This window comes from Labilibaculum euxinicum (genome assembly GCF_009795715.1).
Classification (GTDB): Bacteria; Bacteroidota; Bacteroidia; order Bacteroidales; family Marinifilaceae; genus Labilibaculum; species Labilibaculum euxinus.
On record NZ_WTCR01000011.1, the window covers coordinates 140,374 to 166,112 of the forward strand.

General features: G+C 36.1%; 23 protein-coding genes. 13 read left to right on the plus strand and 10 right to left on the minus strand.

The annotated features are described in order from the left end of the window. Positions 1-108 precede the first annotated feature (108 nt). The 6 genes from trpB to GQR60_RS14980 all read right to left on the minus strand — a co-directional run bounded on the left by trpB (position 109) and on the right by GQR60_RS14980 (position 5,807). Entirely contained in the window at positions 109-1,299 is a 1,191-nt protein-coding gene (gene trpB, locus GQR60_RS14955) for a tryptophan synthase subunit beta (protein ID WP_124993698.1), read from the minus strand. Beyond that, positions 1,286-1,927, minus strand: a complete 642-nt coding sequence (locus GQR60_RS14960; RefSeq protein ID WP_124993699.1) for a phosphoribosylanthranilate isomerase — start codon at positions 1,925-1,927, stop codon at positions 1,286-1,288. The genes trpB and GQR60_RS14960 overlap by 14 nt, the downstream gene beginning before the upstream one ends. Before the next feature lie 78 nt (positions 1,928-2,005). Next, positions 2,006-2,797 carry an indole-3-glycerol phosphate synthase TrpC gene (gene trpC / locus GQR60_RS14965; protein ID WP_124993700.1) on the minus strand — a complete coding sequence of 264 codons (792 nt, stop codon included), beginning with the start codon at positions 2,795-2,797 and terminating at the stop codon, positions 2,006-2,008. 2 nt (positions 2,798-2,799) lie between these two features. Further along, on the minus strand, positions 2,800-3,792 hold the full coding sequence (gene trpD / locus GQR60_RS14970) for an anthranilate phosphoribosyltransferase (protein WP_124993701.1): 993 nt from the start codon (positions 3,790-3,792) through the stop codon (positions 2,800-2,802). A gap of 41 nt (positions 3,793-3,833) precedes the next feature. After that, positions 3,834-4,403: an anthranilate synthase component II gene (locus GQR60_RS14975; RefSeq protein ID WP_124993702.1), complete on the minus strand. Its 570-nt coding sequence runs from the start codon at positions 4,401-4,403 to the stop codon at positions 3,834-3,836. 3 nt (positions 4,404-4,406) lie between these two features. After that, entirely contained in the window at positions 4,407-5,807 is a 1,401-nt protein-coding gene (locus GQR60_RS14980; protein WP_124993703.1) for an anthranilate synthase component I family protein, read from the minus strand. A gap of 946 nt (positions 5,808-6,753) precedes the next feature. Here GQR60_RS14980 and GQR60_RS14985 point away from each other — a divergent pair. The 10 genes from GQR60_RS14985 to GQR60_RS15030 all read left to right on the plus strand — a co-directional run bounded on the left by GQR60_RS14985 (position 6,754) and on the right by GQR60_RS15030 (position 16,120). Beyond that, positions 6,754-7,908 carry a pyridoxal phosphate-dependent aminotransferase gene (locus GQR60_RS14985; protein WP_124993704.1) on the plus strand — a complete coding sequence of 385 codons (1,155 nt, stop codon included), beginning with the start codon at positions 6,754-6,756 and terminating at the stop codon, positions 7,906-7,908. Positions 7,909-7,927: 19 nt separating this feature from the next. Further along, positions 7,928-8,815: a prephenate dehydrogenase gene (locus GQR60_RS14990; RefSeq protein WP_124993705.1), complete on the plus strand. Its 888-nt coding sequence runs from the start codon at positions 7,928-7,930 to the stop codon at positions 8,813-8,815. Between the two features lie 70 nt (positions 8,816-8,885). Next, positions 8,886-9,971 (plus strand): bifunctional 3-deoxy-7-phosphoheptulonate synthase/chorismate mutase type II, encoded by a 1,086-nt coding sequence (locus GQR60_RS14995; protein ID WP_124993706.1) that lies wholly within the window; start codon positions 8,886-8,888, stop codon positions 9,969-9,971. Between the two features lie 86 nt (positions 9,972-10,057). Beyond that, positions 10,058-11,092: a 3-dehydroquinate synthase gene (aroB, locus tag GQR60_RS15000; RefSeq protein WP_124993707.1), complete on the plus strand. Its 1,035-nt coding sequence runs from the start codon at positions 10,058-10,060 to the stop codon at positions 11,090-11,092. Positions 11,093-11,112: 20 nt separating this feature from the next. Further along, positions 11,113-12,390: a 3-phosphoshikimate 1-carboxyvinyltransferase gene (gene aroA, locus GQR60_RS15005; RefSeq protein ID WP_124993708.1), complete on the plus strand. Its 1,278-nt coding sequence runs from the start codon at positions 11,113-11,115 to the stop codon at positions 12,388-12,390. A gap of 173 nt (positions 12,391-12,563) precedes the next feature. Next, positions 12,564-13,013 (plus strand): DUF523 domain-containing protein, encoded by a 450-nt coding sequence (locus GQR60_RS15010; protein ID WP_124993709.1) that lies wholly within the window; start codon positions 12,564-12,566, stop codon positions 13,011-13,013. 53 nt (positions 13,014-13,066) lie between these two features. Next, on the plus strand, positions 13,067-14,047 hold the full coding sequence (locus tag GQR60_RS15015) for a chorismate synthase (RefSeq protein ID WP_124993710.1): 981 nt from the start codon (positions 13,067-13,069) through the stop codon (positions 14,045-14,047). Between the two features lie 90 nt (positions 14,048-14,137). Continuing rightward, positions 14,138-14,410: a hypothetical protein gene (locus tag GQR60_RS15020; RefSeq protein WP_124993711.1), complete on the plus strand. Its 273-nt coding sequence runs from the start codon at positions 14,138-14,140 to the stop codon at positions 14,408-14,410. 369 nt (positions 14,411-14,779) lie between these two features. Continuing rightward, positions 14,780-15,436, plus strand: a complete 657-nt coding sequence (locus GQR60_RS15025) for a transposase (RefSeq protein WP_124993712.1) — start codon at positions 14,780-14,782, stop codon at positions 15,434-15,436. A 141-nt stretch (positions 15,437-15,577) separates the two neighbouring features. Then, positions 15,578-16,120 (plus strand): transposase, encoded by a 543-nt coding sequence (locus GQR60_RS15030; protein WP_317163668.1) that lies wholly within the window; start codon positions 15,578-15,580, stop codon positions 16,118-16,120. Between the two features lie 336 nt (positions 16,121-16,456). On the opposite strand, the gene GQR60_RS15035 is transcribed toward GQR60_RS15030, so the two are convergent. Genes GQR60_RS15035 through GQR60_RS15050 form a run of 4 tightly spaced genes read right to left on the minus strand, consistent with a single transcriptional unit; the run spans position 16,457 to position 22,812 of the window. Continuing rightward, positions 16,457-17,494, minus strand: a complete 1,038-nt coding sequence (locus GQR60_RS15035; RefSeq protein WP_124993714.1) for a hypothetical protein — start codon at positions 17,492-17,494, stop codon at positions 16,457-16,459. After that, positions 17,478-20,828, minus strand: coding sequence for a hypothetical protein (locus GQR60_RS15040; RefSeq protein ID WP_124993715.1), 3,351 nt, complete (start codon positions 20,826-20,828; stop codon positions 17,478-17,480). Before GQR60_RS15040 ends, GQR60_RS15035 begins: the two co-directional genes overlap by 17 nt. Then, positions 20,812-21,483: a condensin complex protein MksE gene (locus GQR60_RS15045; RefSeq protein WP_124993716.1), complete on the minus strand. Its 672-nt coding sequence runs from the start codon at positions 21,481-21,483 to the stop codon at positions 20,812-20,814. Before GQR60_RS15045 ends, GQR60_RS15040 begins: the two co-directional genes overlap by 17 nt. Beyond that, entirely contained in the window at positions 21,484-22,812 is a 1,329-nt protein-coding gene (locus GQR60_RS15050; protein ID WP_124993717.1) for a hypothetical protein, read from the minus strand. It abuts the gene before it with no gap. 658 nt (positions 22,813-23,470) lie between these two features. On the opposite strand from GQR60_RS15050, the gene GQR60_RS15055 reads away from it, so the two are divergent. The 3 genes from GQR60_RS15055 (at position 23,471) to GQR60_RS15065 (ending at position 25,714) form a co-directional block, all read left to right on the plus strand. Continuing rightward, entirely contained in the window at positions 23,471-24,067 is a 597-nt protein-coding gene (locus GQR60_RS15055) for an AraC family transcriptional regulator (protein WP_124993718.1), read from the plus strand. Positions 24,068-24,253: 186 nt separating this feature from the next. After that, a complete protein-coding gene (locus tag GQR60_RS15060; protein ID WP_124993719.1) occupies positions 24,254-24,496 on the plus strand; it encodes a PqqD family protein in 243 nt (80 codons plus the stop codon). 171 nt (positions 24,497-24,667) lie between these two features. Then, positions 24,668-25,714: an ATP-grasp domain-containing protein gene (locus GQR60_RS15065; protein ID WP_124993720.1), complete on the plus strand. Its 1,047-nt coding sequence runs from the start codon at positions 24,668-24,670 to the stop codon at positions 25,712-25,714. Positions 25,715-25,739 lie beyond the last annotated feature (25 nt).

The window sequence follows — 25,739 nt, forward strand, 5'->3', positions numbered from 1 at the left end:
GATTTGAGACGTGAGACTTGAGATGTGAGATATGTGAGTCTTCACAACTTTAGACGCATATTATGATTTTTTTAAGCCCTTTAGGGGTTTGGGGTTATCTAATATTAATTACAAATTATTAATTTCTTTCATGTAGGTCTCCATATCCTTATCGCCTCTTCCTGAAAGATTCACGACTACCACATCATCTTTATCAAAGCGAATTTGCTCTAAGGCAGCTAAAGCGTGAGCCGATTCCAGAGCGGGAATAATTCCTTCGGATTGTGCCAGTATCATGGCGGCATCCAAAGCTTCCTGATCGGTTACCGAGAGAAATTGTGCCCTGCCCGTTTCGGCCAAATGTGCGTGCAAAGGTCCAACGCCCGGATAATCCAAACCTGCCGAAATAGAGTAAGGTTCCGTAATCTGACCATCTTCATCCTGCATCAGCATGGTTTTGCTGCCGTGAATAAAACCAACATCGCCAATGGTAATGGTTGCTGCGGTTTCACCACTGTTAACACCTAGGCCGGAAGCCTCAACAGCCACTAATTTCACATCTTCTTCGTCCAGATAGTGATAAAAAGCTCCCGCTGCATTGCTGCCACCACCTACACAGGCAATCACGTAATCAGGATTCGGATTCCCTGTCTCAATGGTTAATTGCTCACGAATTTCTTTCGATATAATCGACTGCAAGCGGGTTACCATATCGGGATATGGATGCGGCCCAACCACCGAACCAATCAGGTAGAATGAATTCGGGTTGGCAATCCAATCGCGGATGGCCTCGTTGGTGGCATCCTTCAAGGTCTGATTTCCCGAAATAGCAGGAACCACCTTCGCGCCCAGCATTTTCATACGAGCCACATTTGGTGCCTGACGCTCGATATCCAGGGCGCCCATATACACAATGCACTCCAATCCGAACAAAGCACAAACGGTAGCCGTTGCCACACCATGCTGCCCTGCTCCTGTCTCAGCAATGATACGGTTTTTGCCCATGTATTTGGCAATTAGAATCTGCCCAATGGTATTGTTTATTTTATGAGCTCCGGTATGCGTTAAGTCTTCGCGTTTTAAGTAGATATTGGTGCCGTAACGCTTCGATAAATTCCCTACTTTAGTCAGTGGTGTTGGCCGTCCAACATAGTTATCCAACAACCGTTTATAATCTTTCTTAAACTGCTCCGAATTGATAATCTTCAGGTAGTTTTCGCGTAATTCATCAACATTAGCACGTAACAATTCAGGAATATAAGCACCTCCAAATCGCCCGTAGTAACCACGCTCATTTACTGCATATTTATTTTTGCTCATCATTAGTTTGTCTTACTGATTTTAAAAACTCTTCTACTAACACCACATTCTTTACTGCAGGACTTTGTTCAAATCCTGAATTTACATCCAAGCCAAATAGTTTGGAATGTTGAAAGGCTTTTACTGCCTCAAGGTCATCCATTCCAATTCCTCCGCTCAGAAAAAAAGGAGTTTCACCTTTGTATTTTTTTAAGATTTGCCAATTGAACTTTTTACCGCTTCCGCCATAAGAATCTGATTTTGTATCAAACAGGAAATAATCACAAGTTTTATGATAGGCCTCCAACAATTCAAACTGGAATGCCTCATTCAACTGGAAGGCTTTAAACACCTCAAATCCAGATTCTTTTATCAACTGGCATTCTTCAGGACTTTCGTCTCCATGCAACTGAATTACATCGAGTTGGTATCTCTTCGCCAAAGTCAGAATCTTTTCGGAAGCTTCGTTTACGAAAACGCCGGCTTTACGGATTTGCAAAGGAATCATCTTCGTAATTTCGGCATCAAAATCGTCTCCAACGTAACGAGCAGATTTTGAATAAAAGATAAAGCCCATATAGTCTAATGACAATACCATCAACTCCTTAACATTACTTTTATCACGAAGACCGCAGACTTTAATTTTCATTGTTTTTTATTTAATTGCCGTAATGTACAAACAGGTCATGTTGTTCAACGCATCATTCGGACACACCATGGCGTGTCCCTACAGATTCGATATAAATTGACGACAGATTAAACCCGGTTGTTCTGTTTTCATGAAATGTTCTCCCATTAAAAATGCCTGAAAACCATTTTCCCTCATCTTCTGCACAACCTCAGGGCTGTCCAAACCGCTTTCGGCTACGCGAATCATGTCTTCGGGTAATTTGGCCGCCAATTGAATTGACCGATCGGTATCTACCGAAAAATCTTTCAGGTTCCGGTTGTTGATCCCCACCAAATCGACAAAGCGGTTCACATGCTTCAATTCTGATTCATCGTGCAGTTCAAGCAATACTTCCATACCCAGATCCTTTGCAATAAAGGCAAAATCCTTGCATCGCTGCGGACTCAATATCGCTGCAATCAATAAGATTACATCTGCTCCCATTGCTTTCGATTGGTAAATCTGATAGGCATCTACTATGAATTCTTTCCGAAGCAATGGAATACTTAACGTCTTGCGGGCCGTACTAAAATCATCTGCCTTTGCACCAAAAAACACCTCATCAGTTAGTACCGAAACCATCGAAGCACCCGCTACCTGATACGATTTGACCACATCCTGGGGTTTTGCTGTTCCGTTAATCACTCCCTTCGAAGGCGATTGACGTTTGAATTCTGCAATCACACCCGAAGCACCTTTCCTGGTGATTGACTCTTTGGCTGAGAAACAAGTACGTTTGAAATTCTCCTGCTCCATCAATTGAAAAATGGGCATCTGTTCTTTCGCAACAGCTACTTCAGCCAATTTTTGCTGCACAATCTTGTCTAATATATTTTGCTTTGCATTCATGCCTAATTTCCTTTTGTCAGTTTCTTCAATACCTCATACGAATTTCCCGAAAGCAAAGCTTCTTCGGCTCTGCCAATAGCATCTTCCCTGCTGATTTCAGGATGCAAACAATGAATTGCCAGACCCGCATTAATGGTAACCACCGAGTTTTGAGCGTAAGTTCCTTTTCCTTTGAGGATATCGACAAAGATTTTCCCTGCTTCCTCTACGGTTTCGCCGCCATACAATTCTTCCGGATTCAGTTTCCTTTTTCCAAATGCTTCCGGCTCCAACAGCTCTTCCATCTGGTTGCCAATCAATTTCACTTTTCCGGTCAGGGAAACCTCATCGTACCCATCAATTCCATGAATGATTGTATAACTGGAATCTGTTTCCTGCAATAAATACTGATACAAACGGGCCAGTTCCAAATCGAAAACCCCGACAATCTGATTCTTTGGCCGAGATGGATTTACCAAAGGTCCTAACATGTTGAAAAAGGTACGAACCCCTAAATCGCGACGAATTGGCGCTATATTTTTCATGGCCGGATTGAATAAAGGAGCGTGTAGAAAGCAAATTCCTGCTTTATCCAGATCCCGTTTCAAATCCTCTTCCTTATTTTTAAACTGATAACCCAAGTGCTCAATCACGTTCGACGATCCGCAAAAAGAAGAAACGCCGTAATTTCCGTGTTTGGTTACTTTTTCTCCCGCCCCGGCCACAACAAATGAAGCTAAGGTTGAAATGTTAAAGGTGTTTTTTCCATCGCCTCCGGTTCCGCACAAATCAACGCCGTTGTATTCCGACAGATCAACAGGAATACACAATTCAAGAAGAGCTTCTCTAAATCCTGTTAATTCTTCAACAGTTATGCTTCGCATCATAAATACCGTTAAGAAGGACGTAATTTGAAATTCGTTAAAATTCCCTTTTGTAATCTGAATTAAAACCTCTTTCGCTTCCTCTCTTTTTAAGGTTTTGTGTTCAAATAAGTGGTGAAGTATATTTTTCATTGTTTTTATAGATTTGAGATGTGAAAATTGAGATATTAGATTTAAGAATTTAACCAGTTTTCAATCATTTTCAGTCCATTAGGAGTCAAAACCGACTCTGGATGAAACTGAACACCCTGCACATCATATTCCTTGTGGCGGATTCCCATGATCTGTCCTTCTGCATCTTCGCAGGTAACCAGTAGGCAATCCGGCAAATTCGCTTTGGTTACATTCCATGAATGATATCTTCCTGCCGTAAACTCCTGATCGATTCCCTGCAAAACACCTTTGTTATCATCTGTTCGGAAAACCGAAGTAGCCACACCATGATATACTTTATCCAAATTCTCAATGCTCCCGCCAAAAACCTCAGCAATTGCCTGTTCTCCCAAACAAATGCCTAATATCGATTTAGTGGCAGCGTATTCGCGGATCACATCTTTTAAAATGCCTGCTTCATCAGGAATCCCTGGTCCAGGCGACAATAGTATCTTATCAAACTTAGCTACCTCTTTCAAATCGATTTCCCGGTTTCTGTGCACCTCAATATCCTTTGCGCCTAAGTTTCGCAAATATTCCACCAAATTATAGGTGAAGGAATCGTAATTATCTAAAACTAAAATCTTCATATCCTATATATTTTGTGCCAGTTCCATTGCTTTTCGCAAGGCTGCCAATTTGTTACCCACTTCGTTTAACTCGTTCTCCTCTTTCGATTTTTCAACCACTCCGGCTCCGGCCTGAAAATACAGCTGATTGTCCTTGCTCATAAAACTTCTGATCATGATTGCCTGGTTGACTTCCCCGTTAAATCCCAGAGAACCAATACAACCGCCGTAAAAACCTCTTGCCGTTGGTTCGTATTCATCAATCAACTGCATAGCGCGGTATTTTGGTGCTCCCGATAAGGTTCCCGCAGGAAATGTATCTCCCATTAACTGAAAGGGATTGTAGTCATCGGGAAGTTCACCGGAAACCTTGGATACCAAGTGAATTACATGCGAAAAGTACTGCACCTCGCAAAAGGTTTCTACTTTTATATTTTGTGCATCGCGGCTCAAATCATTTCTGGCCAAATCGACCAACATCACATGTTCTGCCTGCTCTTTTTCGTCTTTCAACAACTCCTTAGCCAATTCAGCGTCTTTCAGGGCATCACCGGTTCTTCTGAATGTTCCGGCAATCGGGTGAATGTACGCCTTCTTGTTTTTAATTTCAATCTGCGCCTCGGGCGATGATCCCATAATCCGGAACGATCCGTAATCGAAATAAAACAAGTAAGGCGATGGATTAACTGACCGCAGAGCACGGTACAAATTAAAATCATCACCTTTGTAAGCTTGTGAAAACTGACGAGAAAGAACAATCTGAAAAACATCACCTCTTTTGCAGTGCTTCTTACCCAAAGTCACCATTTTTTTATAGGTTTCATCGTCCATATTCGATTGCTCCTCACCTTCCAGCGAAAAAGTAAAAGCCGGCAGATTTCTATTTCTCAATAAATCAGAAACTTCACGTATTCTGGAGTCATCTCCGTTTTTCACCAATTCAATAATCTTTAATGTATTGTTGAAATGATTTACCTCAATGATGAATCGATAAAGAGAATAGCACATTTGCGGAATACCCGACTGTTTTTTGTCCAAATTAAAATCCAAATCCTCGAAATAAGGAACTGCATCGTAAGTTGTGTAACCAAAAAGTGCATTTGCCTTGGGTACATTTTCCTTTCCTTCCAGATCAAATTGATTCACAAAGTTTTTTAACTTGCCCGAAACAAAGCGTTTGCCTTTGCCTCTGGCATCAAAAATTTCCTTTTTGCCTTCCATCTCTTCAATCAACTGCCCATCTTTTAAAGTGATGCTGGCAATTGGTTCCAAAGCAATGAAAGAACTGGCATTTTCAGGACTGTGGTAATCCGAACTCTCCAACAATATTGCACCCGGAAACCGATCTCTCAATTTCAGATACATACTCACCGGAGTAATTACGTCGGCAAGTAATTCTTTTTTTAGGTATTTAAACTTTATCATTTGGTTGTTAGTTAAATTCGATTCAAAAAAAAACGGCCTACTGAGTATCAGTAGGCCGTTTGCTGTGTTCTTAACTATATTTTAGGAACTAAATTTTGCACATACGGGGGTCACCTCTGCTCTGGTTTTGAGAGTTTGTAAATGTGCCACCACCAATATTTGCTATTCATTCCAATCATATTTCTTTTTTTTCTTGCTACAAATCTAATTAATAATTTATTCAAATTCCAAATCTAAATTCACAATTTATCCAGCTCTCAAGAGAGATCAGTTAAACTTTTCCTTTAAAACAAAGACTTACAGCCAATATTATTTTTTTTATTTAAATTTTACCAACCCAATCCAAACGCCATCATCACTCAATACCACCCCAATTCACAATAGGGTGTTGCATGCAAAAAGCTCAAATTATCTTACACACCCCCTATTTTACCTCAATTAATCAAATTATAATATTTTTCTGATTATTTATCAAAAAAGCTCAAATTGCCTGATTTCACTATACCTCCAAACAAATACACCAATAGAATTCAAACGTTAGCATTTCATTAATTCTAAAAAATAGATTTGCAGGATAAGAAATAATTCCTACATTTGGTGCAGACAATAATGAAACAATTGATTATTACTATGAAATCATTCAGTACTTTCTTTTATTATTTTTGGTATTTCTATTATCCACAACGATAAGGGCAAGAATTGATATGTAACAACTCGAACAGATACATTTAAAGGTCTTGCCCAACAGGTAAGACCTTTTTCATATAAAAATTACAATGAACAATTCAGGATTGGCATTTCGATATTATTATTTTTATTTCTGGCACAACAACAACCGGGCGGGATGCCTTATACCTAATTTTAAATAAAAAGTATAACAAAAATCCTGTTCCAAGCGAGCAGGATTTTTTTTTGAAACAGAACCAAAATTTTAACCACAAGAATAATGATTCAACCAGCAAATAGAACCCAAGGAGTTAAAGAGTACTATTTCTCAGTAAAACTGAAAGAGATAGCTAAGCTAAACGAAGGTGAAGTAAAAGTTCTCAATCTGGGAATAGGTGATCCGGACATGTCTCCTTCGGAAGATACCTGGGGAATGCTTAAGGAAGCCTGTTCCCATACAAAAAGTCACGGTTACCAATCGTATCAGGGAATACCGGCTTTGCGAGAAGGATTCGCAAAATGGTACAAAAACTTTTTCAATGTAGATTTAAATCCGGCTAACGAGATATTGCCCTTAATGGGATCGAAAGAAGGAATCATGATTACTTCACTGGCTTATTTGAATGAAGGCGACGAAGTTTTAATTCCAAATCCGTCCTATCCTACTTACACATCGGTAACCAACCTGCTGGGCGGAAAAATTGTTTCTTATCCATTGGTTGAAGAGAATAATTATCATCCTGATTTCGATGCTCTTGAAAAAAGAGATTTAAGCAAGGTGAAAATCATGTGGATCAACTATCCTCATATGCCAACCGGAGCAAGGGCAAGCAAAGAATTACTCGAAAAAGTGGTTGCTTTTGGCAGAAAACACAAAATACTGATTGTTAATGACAATCCTTACAGCTTTATTCTTAACGATTCTCCGATGAGTATTATGAGCATTGAAGGAGCAAAAGATTGCTGCATCGAGTTAAACTCTCTAAGTAAGTCGCACAATATGCCGGGCTGGAGAGTTGGAATGATTTGCGGAAAAGCGGAAATGCTGGAACCTGTATTGAAAGTAAAAACCAATATGGATTCCGGGATGTTTTATCCGGTTCAGCAAGCTGCTGTTAAAGCCTTGGCTCAGGATCAAAGCTGGTACGACTCCATCAATAAAGTATACAAAACCAGACGGGATTTGGTTTTTAAGCTGATGAATCTGATTGAGTGTTCTCCTAGAGAAGATCAGGGCGGAATGTTTGTTTGGGCTGCAATTCCTGAAAAATACAAGGATGGCTACGAACTAAGTGATAAAGTGCTTAAGGAATCAAAAGTATTTATCACTCCTGGTGGAATTTTTGGAGATCAGGGAGATAAATACATTCGTATTTCATTGTGCAGCAATGAGGCAGTAATTGAAGAAGCCATTAATAGAATTAAAGAAAATTAGAACAGAAAAATTCGAAGCAATGATACTATCAGTAATAGGATTGGGATTAATTGGAGGATCGATAGCTCTTGATTTGAAAAAAAGAGATTTTGTCAGCAAAGTGATTGGAGTTGATAACAACACTCTTAATGCTCACGCGGCTAAAAAATTAGGACTCGTTGATGAAATTCAGGATTTAAAAAGTGCAGTACAATCATCAGATCTGGTTGTTTTAGCGATTCCTGTTGATGCTTGCTTACGAGCATTACCAAACATTATGAATCTAATAGATCATCAGATTGTTACTGATTTAGGATCAACAAAAGAACAGTTGATAGAGTCGGTTGCAAATCATCCGAAAAGAAATCAGTTTGTACCTGCTCACCCTATGGCGGGAACTGAATTCTCAGGACCACAGGCAGCTCATTCAGGATTGTTCGATGGAAAATGTGCCATTATATGTAACCCCGAAGATTCCGATAAAAAAGCAGTAAAGCTGATCACAGAAATGTTCCATTGCCTGAGAATGAGATGTGTATTTATGGATGCTGAAGTGCATGACAGACAAACGGCTTACGTTTCTCATTTATCACACATTAGTGCTTTCGCTTTATCGTTAACGGTGTTGCACAAAGAAAAATCGGAAAAACACATTTTTGAATTGGCGAGTGGTGGATTTGATTCTACTGTTCGATTGGCAAAGAGTTCGGCCGAAATGTGGACACCAATTTTTCAACAGAACAAGAAAAACATTGGAAAAGTGCTTCAAAAATACATCAATACCCTTCAACAGTTTAAAGATTTAATTGAGGAAGACGATTTGAATGGTGTTAATGATTTAATATTTGAAGCAAACGACATCAGAAGGGTTCTTGATCAGAAAGAAAAGAACGAAAAAGAAACGATACTACAAACAGTAAATAAGTAGTTCAAAATATCATTTAAGTAAAAAACCATATTTTTAATCACTCAGAAAAGAGTAAAAAAAACAGTATACAATGAAGAATTTGGAAATTAAGGATCTAAGCAGCTGGCCGGTTGACGTTAGTACCCGCCCAATGGTTATTGCAGGACCTTGCAGCGCAGAGACCGAGGAACAAGTGATGGATGCAGCAAGAGGAATTAAAGCTGCAGGTATTCCAATTTTCCGCGCAGGAATCTGGAAACCACGTACCCGTCCAAACAGCTTTGAAGGAATTGGCGCAAAAGGATTAATCTGGCTGCAAAAAGTAAAAGAAGAATTCGGATTGATTACAGCTACAGAGGTAGCCAACGCCCGTCACGTTGAATTGGCTTTGGGTGCAGGGGTTGACATTTTATGGATTGGCGCAAGAACCACAGTTAATCCATTTGCTGTTCAGGAAATTGCTGATGCATTGCGCGGTCATGACATTCCTGTTTTGGTGAAAAATCCAATCAATCCTGATTTGGAGCTTTGGATGGGTGCAATTGAGAGACTGCATGCTGTTGGATTAACCAGATTAGCTGCGATTCACCGTGGATTTTCGACCTACCAAAAATTGAAATACAGAAATGATCCTCAATGGCAAATTCCAATTGAATTAAAAAGAAGAATGCCGCAGCTTCCTATCTTTTGCGACCCTAGTCACATTACAGGAGATCGTGACCTACTTGAAGAAATCGCTCAAAAATCGATGGATTTGAACTACGAGGGATTAATAATTGAATCGCATTGCAAACCCGAAGAAGCATGGAGTGATGCCAAGCAGCAATTAACCCCTGTCGCTCTTCAGGAACTTTTAGCTAACTTGGTACTTCGTGATCCTGAGGCGCCAAATGAATTGGTTGACAATACTCTTGGCGAATTAAGACATTTAATAGATGATTTCGATCAGAAATTACTGGAGTTATTAGAGAACCGCATGCAGGTAGCCAAAACAATTGGTCACTACAAGAAAGAAAACAACATCACCGTTTTGCAAAACAAACGTTGGGGAAGTATTCTGGAAAAAAGCATGGAAAATGGTAAGAAAAAAGGCTTTAGCGAGCAATTCATTAACAGCTTATTCAAAGCGATCCATCAGGAATCGATCAACCAACAGGAAGAAATAATGAACTCGTAACAAGAGACAATAAGATTTTAGATATGAGAAGTGAGATTTTTTCTTTCTCATATCTATTATCTCATTTCTCACATCTCTTTTGACAAATGAAGACCATACACATCGAAAAGCAAAACAGCAGTATTTTTGTAGGAGAATCTTATCTAAATATTAAGAACTACCTGCCGGAGAAAAAATGCTTTCTAATTTGCGATGAGAACATTTACCAGCACTATTCTGAATTCATCAATCAATTCGATTATATCGTAATGGGTTGTGGCGAAGGAAACAAAAACTGGCAAACTGCAGAAAAGATCATTGATCAGCTACTTGAAAGAGGTGCTGACAGAAATAGTTTTCTGTTGGGAATGGGCGGTGGTTTGGTTTCTGATGTAACAGGTTTTGTGGCTTCTATTTTTATGCGGGGGCTTGAATTTGGTTTCATCAGTACATCCCTGCTGTCTCAGGTTGATGCCAGTGTTGGCGGAAAAAACGGAATCAATTTTGGCAAACTGAAGAACATGATTGGCATTTTCAATCCTCCAAAGTTTGTGATTTGCGATCCGGTATTGCTTAAAACCTTGCCCAAACGTGAAGTAAGAAGTGGGTTTGGTGAAGTAATTAAGCATGCTTTTATTAAAGATGAAAACCTTTATAACTTCCTGAATGATAACTGTGAGGCACTTCTGAATTTAGATCCGAATTTGATGGAAAACTTGGTTTACAGAGCTGTTTCAATTAAGACTGAGGTTGTTGAAGGTGATCCTTTTGAAAAAGGCGAACGCAAAAAGTTGAATTTCGGTCACACCATTGGTCATGCTATTGAGAATAATTCAGATTTAACTCATGGCGAAGCGGTATCGGTTGGTATGAATTTAGCCTGCCAATTGTCTCAGGAATTGTGTGAACTAAGCGATGTTGATGCGAAAAGAGCCAATGACTTATTGCGAAAATTTGAATTGCCTCTGGATCATGACGTTTCCGCAGATATGATTAATCAATATCTGATCAAGGACAAAAAGAAAAACCGATCGGCCATTGATTTTATTCTACTCAAAAAAATAGGAGAAGCCACAATTGTCACCCTTCCTATTGAAGAACTTAAAACCAAGGTGATTGCACTTTGTGCCAATCCTAATTAACCACATTAATACCCAAAATTATGAGAGTTCGAATTCAATCCTCAACCATTAAAGGAAGATTAACGCCTCCTTCCTCGAAAAGTATGATGCAAAGAGCTTTAGCCGCCGCAATGTTGGCGAACGGAAACTCTGTAATTCACAATCCCTGCAAATGTGAAGATGCTGATGCAGCAACAGATATCATTCAGCGGATGGGTTCGGTAGTCACCAAAAAGGAAAATTCGGTAGAAATAACTTCCAAAGTAAGCGAAGCTCCCAAAAGTATTCATGTTGGAGAATCCGGACTTTCGTTACGAATGTTCTCTCCCATTGTTGCACTGAAGCCGGAAGAAATGGAAATTACGGGAACAGGCAGCATCCTAAAAAGACCCGTTCATAATATTATAGAAGGATTGGAAAATTTGGGGATTGAATGTGAAAATCCCGGCAAGGGATTCTTGCCCATCCGCATAAAAGGCGGCTACAAAAGTAACTTTGCGAAAATTGACGGATCGCTTGGATCTCAATTCCTCACGGGTCTTTTAATGGCTCTACCCTTGCGAAAAGAAGATACAACACTGAAAGTGAAAGATCTAAAAAGCATTCCTTATATCAATATGACTCTCGATTTAATAAAGCATTTTGGTATTGAAATAGAACATGAGAATTACGAGAACTTTCAAATAAAAGGAAATCAAATTTATCAACCAACAGAATACACAATTGAAGCCGATTGGAGTTCTGCTGCTCCTCTTTTAGTTGCCGGAGCGTTGAAAGGAATTGTAACACTGGAACACATGAATCCGGATTCTTATCAGGCCGATAAGGCAATTTTGGATGCCTTGCAAAAATGCGGCGCTTCCATTGCATGGGAAGGAAACAATTTAACGGTTGAGAAAAAAGCTTTAAATGCCTTTGATTTTGATGCCACACATAGTCCTGATCTTTTCCCTCCTTTGGTGGCTTTGGCCTGTCACTGTGAGGGAGAAAGCAGAATTAAGGGAGTTCACCGATTAGAGTACAAAGAAAGTAATCGTGGCTTAGTGCTGAAGAAAGAATTTTTAAAGCTTGGAGTCCCGATTCGCATCGAAGGTGATGAAATGATCATTCCTGGTGGCAGAGTAAAAGGAGGACTGGCAAAAAGTAATAATGATCACCGTATTGCAATGGCTCTGGCCGTAACAGCATTGGCATCACCAAGTCCTATTGAAATAGGTCAGCATGAGTGTGTTGCCAAATCATATCCTGAATTCTTTACGGATTTACGAAAAATTGGTGGCGGCGTAGCGCAGTTTTATTTCGATAGTCAGTTTGTATAAAACAAAAATAGGGTATCCGAAAAGTAAAGTTGACTTGAAAACATCATATTGAGCAATCCCGATTGCTATCGGGACGAAACATCTGCTATTCAAACACAAAGATTCTTCGACAAGCTCAGAATGACAATCAATTCAAACTTTTCACCCCCTTATTCTTACTTAACAGTAAAAAAATGATAATAGTCAGTGCCTGTTTGGCCGGTTGCGAATGCAGATACGATGGAAAAAGCAACGAAGTTCCTGAAATTAAAAAACTGGTTCTCGAAAACAAAGCCATCGCCCTGTGTCCGGAAAATTTAGGAGGCCTTAGTACGCCACGTATCCCTTGCGAAATAGTGAGAATCAATAACGAATTAAAGGTAATTGGCCGGGATCAAAATGATTATACAGCCCAATTTACCAAGGGTGCCGAAATCGCCGCGAATGTGGCAAAAGCCTTACATTGTAAAACGGTAATTTTAAAGGCCAACAGTCCGTCATGCGGATACGGAAAAATTTATGACGGCAGTTTCACGGGTAAATACAAAGAAGGAAACGGATTTACTGCTGAAATCCTGGCAAAAAATGGAGTACAAATACTGAATGAAGAAAATTTTCATTCGATACTTACCAATGAAAAATAAACATTAGCTATTTTTACTAAATACTAATGACTGGTTACTAATAACGATAATAGATGAACAATTTCGGAAGAATATTTAGACTTAGCATATTTGGAGAATCTCACGGTAAAGGAGTTGGTATCACAATTGATGGATGTCCATCAGGAATTGACCTGACCGATGAAGATCTTTTGCACGATATAAGCCGCAGAAAGTCTGGCGCAAGAGGTACAACCCCAAGAATTGAAGCCGATATGCCCAGCATATTGAGTGGAACCTTCGAAGGAAAAACTACTGGTGCTCCGCTAATCATCCTGTTCCATAACAAAAATACCAAATCGAAAGACTACAGCAACCTGTTGGACAGTCCGCGTCCCGGACATGCTGATTTTGTAGCTCAGCATAAATTTGGCCGACACAACGATTATACCGGAGGCGGTCATTTTTCGGGAAGAATTACTCTTGGGATAGTAGCTGCCGGCGTTGTTGCCAAGAAAATATTAGGCGATGTGCAAATCGATGCCAAACTAACCGAAGTTGGCGGACAAAGCGATTTTGATGCTGCAATTGAAGATGCTTTGCTACAGCACGATTCTGTAGGAGGAATTGTTGAATGCCGAGCCAATAACCTTCCTATCGGATACGGCGAACCTTTCTTCGATTCTGTGGAATCGATGATTTCGCATCTTATTTTTGCGATACCTGCAACCAAAGGAATTGAATTCGGTTCCGGATTCGGCGCAGCAAAAATGAAAGGATCGGAACACAACGATAATTTTATTGATGCCTCTGGAAAAACGGAGACCAATAATGCCGGAGGAATCAACGGAGGAATTACCAACGGAAACGAGCTGGTATTTCGAGTAGCCATAAAGCCAACCTCATCGATTGGCAGAAATCAGAAAACCATGAATTTTGCCAAAGGCGAAGTGGAAGATTTACTGATTGAAGGCCGGCACGATGCCTGCATTGCTTTACGGGTTCCGGTAATTATTGAAGCCGCAACCGCAATTGCATTGGCTGATTTAAAATTGCTCGATAAAGCCAGAAGGTAAACAGCTCTTTACTAAAAATACATGCCCCGCAAAGATCATTTCTTTGTGGGGTTTTCTTTGTGGGGCTTTTATTTCCTCACCATACAGGCGATGAAGCTTTCGCTCGAAGGCGATGCCTGCTTTTTAATGCCAAAATCCCCGTCGCACCAAGCAGATTGCTCCATTCTTATGCCAATAAAGCTTTCGCTCGAAAGCGAAGCTATTTTTTTTATACCGCAACCCTATCCTCGCGAGAACGATGACGATTTTCTGATGCCGGAACTCTCATCGCATCAGACAGATGGTTCTATTTTTATGGCTAAAGTCCCTTCGCATTACTGCGATACTACTTTTCTGATAAAAAAAGGGTCTTCGCACAGGTGAAAACCTCCTTTTTGATACCAATAAGACCTCCGCTCAAAAGCGAAACAAATACAAGCATCATGAAAAGCCTATAAACACTAGCATTTCCCAATTCAGACAAAAAAACAGTCCCTTCGCTGATGATGGATGCCTCGTTTCTGTTTGATTTGTGATTGTTCCTAATGTGAAATAGTTAATCCTTTTTTATGTATTGATAATGAAGTTGTGAAAAAGAGAAAGATTCGTTTGACTTTTATTGAGTATTTCTCTGTATTCTAATTAGTCATCCCTTAAAAAGATTCCAGAATATTGATAATCAACTGATAAACTTTTTTATTCCCTACTTAAATCTGCAAGCAAATAAGTATCTTAGTTGAAAAGCTTGCAGATATGGTTGGAAAACAGGACAATACACCTCAATTAAGTATTTTTGACACACCACTGGAACGATTCATCAATTTAGAGCATGAATTGTGTATTTTATCAAGGCGAATTGACTGGGATTCAATAGAAATGGAATTCTCTGTTTATTTTTCCGAAATCGGACGTCCATCTGTTCCAATCCGAAGAATGGTAGGGTTGCTTCTGTTGAAACACATTTATAATTTAAGTGATGAGTCCATCGTTGACAGATGGATTGAAAATCCCTATTGGCAGTATTTTAGCGGGGAGAAAGTTTTTCAAACACAAAAGCCTTTTGATCCAACCGAGTTTATACATTTTAGAAACCGTATTGGGAAAGAAGGAGCAGAAATATTATTGAAAGTATCAATTCAGTTATTTGGCAAAGAAGCTCAGGAAAAAGAAGTATTAATTGACAGTACGGTACAAGAGAAGAATATCACTTACCCAACCGACGCAAAACTACACAAGCGTATAATTGAGAAAGTAAACAAGATAGCCAAACAAGAAGGAATCACATTACGCCAAACTTATACCCGAACCTTAAAACAGTTGATGATAGACCAACGTTTTCATAATCATCCAAAAAGAAGGAAGAAAGCCAAAGCTGCATTACGAAAAATCAAGACTATTGCTGGTCGCTAGGTCAGAGATATCCAAAGACAATTCACCACATCTCAACAAAACAGATATCAGGAATTATTTATCATTCTCGATAAAGTCTTAACGCAGCAAAAAGGAAATAAGAACAAGATTTACAGTATCCATGAACCTGAGACTCGCTGTATTGCTAAAGGAAAAGAAGCAAAGAAATTTGAGTTTGGAAACAAGACTGGGTTTGTTTTGACCAAAACCACAAAAATAGTAGTTGGCGCTATTGCCTTTGAAAATAATCCTTACGATGGCCACACTCTAGAAGAACATTTAAAACAAACAGAATATTTAACAGGAAGTTGTCCAAAAATAGGGATCGTAGACAGAGGATACAGAGGGAAAAAGAAAATCAATGGTACTGAAATAATATCACCTTCTGTTCCTAAAAGAGAAACGACTCAGTATGAAAAACAAAAAGCAAGGAAACGTTTTAGATCCAGAGCTGGAATAGAACCGGTTATTGGACATATTAAGCAAGATCACAGAATGTTAAGGAATTATCTAAAAGGCCTTCCAGGTAATCAATTAAATACAATTTTTGCCGGAACTGGGTTTAATCTAAAGAAAATGCTCAATAGAATTAAAGAGCAAATCCTTTGTGTCTTTTTTAAAAAACTAAATCTTTGGATGCAATTATTTTCAAAAATCAAACTCTCAAAATATCTGGCTTTTTAAGGGATGACTAATTAGCAACTATCTTTACTCTTGAACGGTGGCTGAAACGCGCATATGAATCTGGAAATACAACAAAATATGGCACAAAAAAATCATGCCTATTAGACGTGATTCCTTATTCCCCACCGCCGTATACGTACAGCCAAATCTCCATGAATACCTTATTGTGAAATTATTTTATGAATAAACCCGTATGCTTGGTTTATGCTGAGCTTGCGAAGTATCTGGTGTGAGAGGCACATTCCGTCAGTTAATTACCGGCGGAACCGTCTACACAATTATGGGTTGCCTTTTTTCAATAAATTAATATCTATAGTTAATTGCTTTTAATATTTTTCAGTCTTTTATTTCATTAAATATCGTTTTAATAATTTTGTCAAGATCGTTTCCTTCTTCTTCAATCCATTCGTCTTTTTCAACTAGATCTTGAATCAAAATTTGCTGTTCTGTACTATAGAAATTTTTAGTAAGCCCACAGATAAATTTTTCTTTGTTTTTCCAATTACTTTTATGATAATCTTCTGTTTCTGTCAATTTAGCTGGGTAAAGTTTTGATTTCAAAACAGGTGTTATGAGTTTTAATTTATGTTTGTTGTTTTCTAATTTATCAATTATCCTTTTTGCTTTTTCATATATTACCAATCCGTCATAATCCCAATCTCCCAGATAATAAATTGGATATTTAACATCTATTAGATTTTTCAATTTATCTACATTGTAGCCACCAACATATAAAAGCTCAACCTGATAATTTTCTATATAATATGGAAATTTCAAAAAATAGAAATTCTCACATAAGATCGTTATCTTCGGGGTTTTATGCTCACAATGAAACGGTTTCAAATATTGTTGATTGTTTTCTTGTGATAAGTCGATGCCAATCAACTTTTCTACGGCATTAGTTAAACTAACTTTTTTTGACATATACTTACTTGATTTGAAGAACATCAAAGAAACTCCTTGCGCATTTTCTCTAGCTTCAATTATTTGGTTTCGCAAATTATCCAAATCAGTATTGTTCCTAAAAGATTTTATTTCAATTAGTTTTATTATATCCGCTTCGTCTATTCGACTTGTATTTATATTGATGTTTAACTCTTGTAAGAAATTTAAATAAATATCATATAAAAAAACATTTTCTTCATTTACGAACTCCTTTTCATAATGTCCATCATATTTATCTCCAATGGTCTCTTTCACATAAACTTTGTCATTCCTAATTTTATCTTTTATAATTCCATTGCGATACAAATACCGAAAGTAATCATGATTTGAAATAGAATTACGATTATCTGCAACACCTTTATTTATCTGTCTGCCTTGATAAAGTTTGTGAAGTGCCTTGATATGTTGCCAATTAAGCTTTTTTTTCATAAAAATTTTCCTCTAAAAACTTCTCCCAATTATATATAGTTTCATTACTACCTGATAAAATTGCAAATGGCGGATTATTAATCTTATCCTCCTCTTTATTTTCATTCAGAATATACCAGTTTTGATTATTATTCTCATTATCATCTAATGGTGTAATTGAAAATGTAAGAAGCTGAAAGTCTTCATTGGCTGCAATCGTATAGAGCATATCATAATTGCCTCCCAAATCCTGTGCATCATCAATTGGCATAAAACGTATCCCCTTGGGAGGTTTATTTTGTTTATCTTTATATATTTCCGACATCTGTGCTATGCACAACAAAGCAATTTTGGTGTAATTTTGTCCGGTACTACCATCGTTTTCTTTTCCGTTTTTTTCCATACGAAATTCCATTTTAAAATAGTTCATGGGATTGAGTAAATCTAAAACGGATACATCATCTTTTCGTGAGTGCTTTTTGTAAATATCCAGAATTATTTTTTCAATATCTTTTTGTTTTGGAAGGTTCTCCAAAAACATACCCCCAGTAAAACACATTTGATTATTTAATTCTCCTTTTACCTCATTAAGGAAACTTGTAGGAAAATCAGGTACATCATCGAATGTTAGCTTTACTTTATACCCTCCTGTTATTTCAACATCTTTTTGAGAAAAAAATACCTTAATGGATTTATACTTCACATTGTATTTTTGATAAGCATCAATAACATCCTGAAAACGTTTGGTTAACAGCTGAACAAACAAACTATTTATATCTTTTGCCAAATTATTTATTTTTTGAAGATACCTTTTGATTTCTTCAATAACTGATTTTTCTTCAAACTTGACATTAGCATATAAATTGGGCAATATAGTTTCGACAAGTGTTTTGTAGTCTTTGGTATCTCTGTTGATAGAATTTTTTGGGAAGTATGTTTTGGTCAAATAACTACAATGTTCGTTATATGCGTCCTTTTCTTTTTCTGACTTTTCTGGCTCTTTTGTATACCTATCTTTCAAAAAGTTTTTATCTACCTCATAATTGAATAATTTACATTCGCTTTCTGCCGTATCGTATTCGCTTTCTGCTATTTCTAATAGCTCTTTGAGCTTTCCTACTTCTCCATCAATCTTACTTTTGGTTTCAATTCTTTTTTTCCATAAAGTATTTATATCCTCTGCTTTATCGTTTACTTTTTTTGTTAAATCTATGCTAATTTTATTGAATCGATTATCTTTTTGTAATTCAATCAATTCACTTACTATCTTATTAAGATCAACATCTATTTTATTTATTTTGAGCTGTTTGTCATCTTGTTTGTTATTATTTAAAAAATCTTCCAATTCTACCTTTTGATCTTTTAGCTTAACTAATTCAATCTCTTGATTTATTAACTCCTCATTTTTGTTTGTCCATTTCTCATAATCATTTGTAATACTGACTTTATCCTCGAAACACAGCATTAACTTATTAAAGTTATCCTGATTGGATATATCTTCAAAAATTTCAGGATAATCTTGATTAAAAAATCCTTCTTTATCCTTATAAAATGTAAATATCTTCCTATTCTCATATTCGTTTAGAATTTGATACAAATCATTTAGCATCAACTTCTCTTCTTCCAACTCTTTTATTCTAATATCAGTCTTTTCTGCATATTGCTTGATTTTTTCTTTTGCATTTGAGACATTCAAAAAGTATATATCTCTATATTCAATATATTCTTTTATTCCAGAAAGATTTAGCCAAAATCCGTTTTCATCTTCTGTAATATTTTCTTCCGAATTAATTGCTTGCAATAATTCTTCTGGTCTAGGAATATATCTTTTTCTTTTTTGGTCTTCAGGTTTATTTAAACCAAGTTCAAAATAATGAGCAATAACACATTCTTGAATTTTACTAAACGTGGTGAAAGCTAATTTATCAATAGACCATTTTATCAAAGAATTAACCTTGTCAAAATTAGAAAATGCTTTTAATGAATTTAATTCTTTAATCTGATTTTCAATCTCTTTTATGTTATTGGCATATTCTTTTTCTCCCTCCTTAAAGCTCTTAATCCATGCTGACCTTTGAAATTCATTCAAAAAATCTGTTTTGTCTTTTGATTTTTTGTTTAAATAGTCTTCAAATCGTATAACCTCTTTCCATTGAATAAAAAATTCAAATACCTGTTTTATTTGTTTCTCGGAATTATATTCATCAAATAAATTCTTAGTAATTTGAATGTTATTGTACAAAGGTGTTACTCTCAGTAATTCTTTTTGAATATTAACTTTTTCTTCTTTTAGTTTATTTTCAGAGTTTCTGTTTACTTTTACTTTAATTTTCTGAAGTTTTTCAAATTTAACTTCGATTTTGACAATTTCTTCTCTTAGTTTTTGTTGCTTTTCATTGTACTCTTCTTTTTCTAACAACTTAAGCTCTGTTGCAATTGTCCATTGAAGGTTTTCCTTCTCACTTATGTCAATTTCGAGTTCCTTTTTTCGAAAATACCAGTATACGTTTCGAGCAATCCTATCTTCCTTTTCGGTCTCCTTTTTTGTAGCATATAAAGCTGCCAACTCCTGAATAGCTTCTGCCCTTTCAGTTACATTTTCAATATCTTCATCGTTTTTGTATGAACTTTGATATTTACTCTCTACCTCAATTATACCTTCATCATATTCCTTTTTAATTCTATTGTAATCATCATTTCCGAATAAAAAGTATTGAATATCACTTGATTTTTTCCACTGGATATCTTTCCCAGCAGAAAACGATCTAAGTATTTTAGCAAACCTTATCACATTTTCTTCACTATCATGCAAACTAAATGGAAGGATTTCATTGATCTTTAAAATTTCTTGAAACTTACGTACTTCAAACTTTTCGATATTAAAAATGTGTTTATTTTTCTCAATAAGCTCATTTAGATCTAAAATGTGTCCAGCTTCCAACAGTCTTTTATAGAGTATCGGTTTATCAAATCCTTCAATATTATCCTCTTTGAATGCATTTTGGATAATAAAATGTTCTACATGACTATTTCCAGCTTTGAGAAATATTCCAATAACAACAAACTTTCCCTTTTCAATTTCAATATTTAAAAAAGCATACCCAAAGTTTATGTGTTTTGTTTTCATTACATAACCAGAAGGCTTGTAATTTGAGTTTGATGCTGGCTTAAAATGCTTATTTCCTACAAATATTAATTGTAAAAGATTGGCAATTGTTGTTTTGCCAATTCCAGCTTCCCCCGAAAAATCGGTCCGAAATGGATGAAAGATATAATCCATATTGTAGTGATGGATTAATCCAATTGTAGATAAACTGAAAATTCTTGGATACTGTTTTTCAAACTTCTCGCTCATAGCTCTTTTCCAGTTTAAATATTTTATCAAAATTCTTTATTTCATCGTAGTATAAATCATTGATTAACCGATGGAAAGAAGGCATAATTTCAAATTTATCTGATTGAGGTGTAAAATATAACCAACCTATTTCTCCAAACTTTCTCAATGCATTTTCAATCTTCTTATTAACAAAATCAGTATCCGAAGCAATCAGATTTTTTTTGTTCTGCACATTAGCGAACAATCTATATATTCCTTCCTTGTATTCTTCATAATCGTGATGTAACATTGTCTGTAAATCTTTTATTGAACCTACATGATCTGCCATATCAATATAGGCTAACAAAACTCCAACAATAACAAATTCCACAGGCAAATACTCTTGTTTGAATAAACTTACCTTCCCTCTCTCATAATCATCTTTTTTATCGCGGAAAAAGTCAATATAATAGTATTTGTTATTACTGTCATCTTGACCATATTCTAAACTGACACTGTAAAATGTACTGTAATAATCTTTTAAATCTGGACTTTCTTCAATGAATCTGAAATGTTGTCTTTGTTCTGGATGTTGTTCCTGTATATAATAACCAGATTTTAACCACAAATCAGTTTCTGCAAATAATACTTTTGCCTTTTCATTGTGCAAAAAGGCATATTTTTGATTTTCCACCTAGCTTAGTTTTTTAATTTTCATATCCCACAATATTTTATTCTCGGAATATTTGGATAACGGTTGATTCACTACAAATGCGTAATTTTTGCTTTTAGAGTACTTTCTTATTAAAATTGAAGCAATTTTCACTGCAATATTTATATCATCCACATCATTTATTATTTTATCAAAATACAATTTGAAATCAATGTGTCTTTTGTATTCTAATTCTCGCTCTATCTCCTCTAAAAAGCTGAATAATTTACTTCTTTGTTTTATTGTTTTTTCTGCTACTTTTCTTTGTATTTCTCGTTCATTCACATTAGGCTTAGGGACATACATCTCTCTTTTATCCTTCTTATAATCAATCAAATTCCTTTTATTATCTACAAAACAAAATTTGTAAGGCAAGTAAGGAAATGACCTTTCCAAACAAAAGTTTTTGGAAGCAGGAAATTTTAATTTCCAGTTAGGTTTGCAACCAATAATTTGACTCTGTGAAAGCAATAAATTTAGTAGCTTATTGGTGTTTTTTTCAAATTCAAGTCTTGTCATGTTTCCATAAAACTGTCTTAGTTTTGGAATTACACGTTCAATTCTTTTGCTTATCCGTTCGAAATCTAATATCAAATTATCAAGAAAAGAGATAACGCTCTTTTGATTTTGCAAAGATTGTTCTGGATTTATTTCTTCACTCGGATCAATTCTATTAATAATGCTTTTTATTGTTTCAACATGGTTTAAAGATCCTTTAATTTTATTTGTTTGCTTATTTATTTCTTCGATGTTTTCCAGTATGTTTTTTACAAGAACATCCCCATTAACTGTATCGTTATTAACCCCTGCTCTAAATTTTTTAATAACATTAATAATCTGTCTTTCGAGACTTTCCAATTGACTTTCAATAAAACCAGTTAAATCACCGGTAAAAATCAAACTATACCATTTATCAAAAGACCTGTGTTCTAATAACGTTTTTTTTAGGTATAGTAATTTTAATTCAATTTCTGATGGTTTTAAGTCATCCGTTATTTTTGATATGATTGTATAGCAAAAGTTCTTGGCATATTGAGTTAACCTATACTGATTATCTGTTTCTTTTAGAAAAAACTCAGTTAGGTCTCTAATTACATTTTTAGCACCCTCTTTTTGTTCCTTTTTGTCATTATTTTTATGCAGAATTATCAGCTTTGTGATATCATCTTCCGAAAAAAAATCACTGTTTTTATTTTCTAGTTGTTCGTATAGTTTAAATATGATAATTCCATATTCCTTCTTTGGAATTAATAAATCATATAAGTTTCCAGAATTAATTTGTGTTATATAATTCTCCTTGTTATTATTCATAATTTAAACACAATAATGATTTAATACAATTTTAATATCGCTTTTATTATTAGCACAGTGTATTTTTTGGTTGCCCATAACAATTGGCTAAATCGCTATATTCCTTATACCACTTATCTGTTACTTTTCGTAAGTACTTGTTCTTGTTTTATATATCCTCCTATATACAATTTAGAGGAGCTTCTATTTTTGCAAAAATATTCTTCCTAATAGCATAGCAAATTTATAAAGCCCAACTAAGGTATTCTTTTTTACAGAGATAATAATAAAGGAATGTGATAAATATTACATAAACTATGAATTGTTTCACCCCAAGTTTTGATGTGGCAACATGTGTTTTGAGTGGAGTACTTTACCCAATCTCCTAGCAGTCGGTTTGGAAAGTCCCCTTTAGGGGATTTAGGGGTGTAAGAATAACAGAAGATATGTGGATTTCCTATTTGTCATTCCTTCGGAATTTTACTCACTAACACAACTACAATATTTCAAGAATACCACTGAGATTGCATCTGTATTGAACCGAGGTTTTTTCGTTCGTTTAAAACAGACCAGCCTATCTTTCTGTCTTTTACAAGCTTATTTCTTTCACGAAAAATTAATTTTATTGCTATATTTAGGATTGTACGGTCAATAGTAAAATGTACTGAAACAATCGCCCATGCATCAAAAAGATGACAGACTGCATACAGAGACCATTTACATTAAGAATATGGTTTGCAATTGTTGTGTTCGGATTTTGAGCATGTCGTTAAAGGAAAATTCAATTCAAGTCGATAAAATTCGATTAGGAATGGCTACAATTACCTACGATACTGATGAACTCGACATGGAAAAGATTAATTCCATCATTCAGGAAAATGGTATGGAGTTAGTAGTTGGTCATGAACAAAAAATTGTAGAACGAATTAAAACAGCCGTTATCGAATTGATTCACCAAATGAATAATGCCGACTCTATTGTTCAAAAATCGGAATATTTGGTTGGCAAACTTGGGTTAAGCTACCAGCAGTTATCCAAAATATTTTCGCGCCACGAATCGATTACCTTGGAGCGATTCATTATTCTAAATAAAATAGAACGAATTAAAGAACTAATTGATCAGGAAGAATACACGCTCAGTGAGATTGCTTTCCTGATGGATTACAGCAGTGTTCAATATCTATCCAACCAATTTCATAAAATTACCGGCCTTTCTGTAAGTGAATACAAAAAAAATAAAGAGGATAATAAAAAGCCCTTACACTCCTTGTATTAAACACTCCGGATACTATTCCCTGCTTAGTAAAACCAAATATTATAACTTATTTACAAAATATTGTAATATTTATTCCCTGATACTTCCCTACCTTTTCAATGATATTTAAAGACTTAGCGTGCTTTGTTTTAATAAAGGCCCGAAAAGCACATACATCTTTAAAAAGTATGCATTAATTCCGAAATCATGAAGTTAAAAAGAAACGTAGCCGTCAGTGAAAACGGATTCTTATTCAATCCTGAAACGGGAGACTCCTTTATCGTAAATCCTATTGCAAAAGAAATATTAAACTATTTAAAAGAAGGATACGATATCGAAAAGATTAACCAATTAATACTCGATCGATATGAAGTAGATCTGGTGACTCTTGAAAAAAACATGGAAGATTTCTTAAAAATGCTCCAGCACAACGAATTGCTTGACAGGTAATACCGATTGAATAAATAAGTGGGCTGCATTTATTCACGGATAATTACATAGGGGGTTCATTAGCTTACTTTGTTCGGTACGCCATGCTCAACACTTCCTATTTATTCCATCGGCATTAGACCGGGTTGTTTTCGCTCGCCATAGCTCACTAATTATTCAAAATGGTATAAAATGGAGAAACCAAAATTTAATATCGCAGTCACAGGATTAAACAATACCGATAATCCGGGACCGGGAATACCTGTTATTAGAGGTTTAAAGGAAAGCAAAGACTTTGATGTAAGAATAATAGGTCTGGCTTACGAAAATCTGGAACCGGGCATTTACATGCGCGATTTGGTAGATAAAACCTATCAAATCCCCTATCCTTCGTCAGGAAAAGAGGCTGTACTTGAACGAATTGAGTACATCAATTCCAAAGAAAATCTTGATTTTATCATTCCCAATCTGGATGCTGAATTATACACCTTTATTCAATCGAAGGAAAAACTTGAGAAAATGGACATTCGAACCTTCCTGCCTACTATGCAGCAGTTCGAGGAACGACACAAGGCGAATCTTAACGAATATGGCGAAAAGTACGGCATTAAAGTTCCGCTAAGTAAATCAATTACCAGCAGAAGAGACATTGATGAACTAAAAGAGGATTTTGAATATCCCTTACTTGTTAAAGGCAAATTTTACGATGCTTATTTGGCCTATACTCCTGAACAGGTAAATACTCATTTCAATAAAATATCAGCAAAATGGGGTCTGCCTGTTATCATTCAGGAATTTATCCGGGGCACTGAGGTAAACGTTATCGCTTTAGGCGACGGACATGGAAATACCGTTTGTGCAGTACCCATGCGAAAACAATACATTACTGATAAAGGAAAAGCCTGGGGAGGAATCACCATTAAGGATGAAAAAATGCTTGAATTAACCAGAAATTTAATCAGGCAAACCAAATGGCGCGGAGGAATGGAATTGGAACTGATAAAAACCAATCAGAATGAATATTTCCTGATCGAAATCAATCCTCGAATTCCGGCATGGGTTTATTTGGCTGTCGCAGCCGGACAAAATCTTCCTGAAGCACTCATAAAACTAGCGTTTGGAATGGATGTTCCAAACTATTCGGAATATGAAGTCGGAAAAATGTTTATCAGATATTCCTTTGATTTAATTGGAGATATCGCACAATTCGGAAGCTTATCGGTTACCGGAGAAATGTAAAAGAAACAATCCGAAACAAACAGCT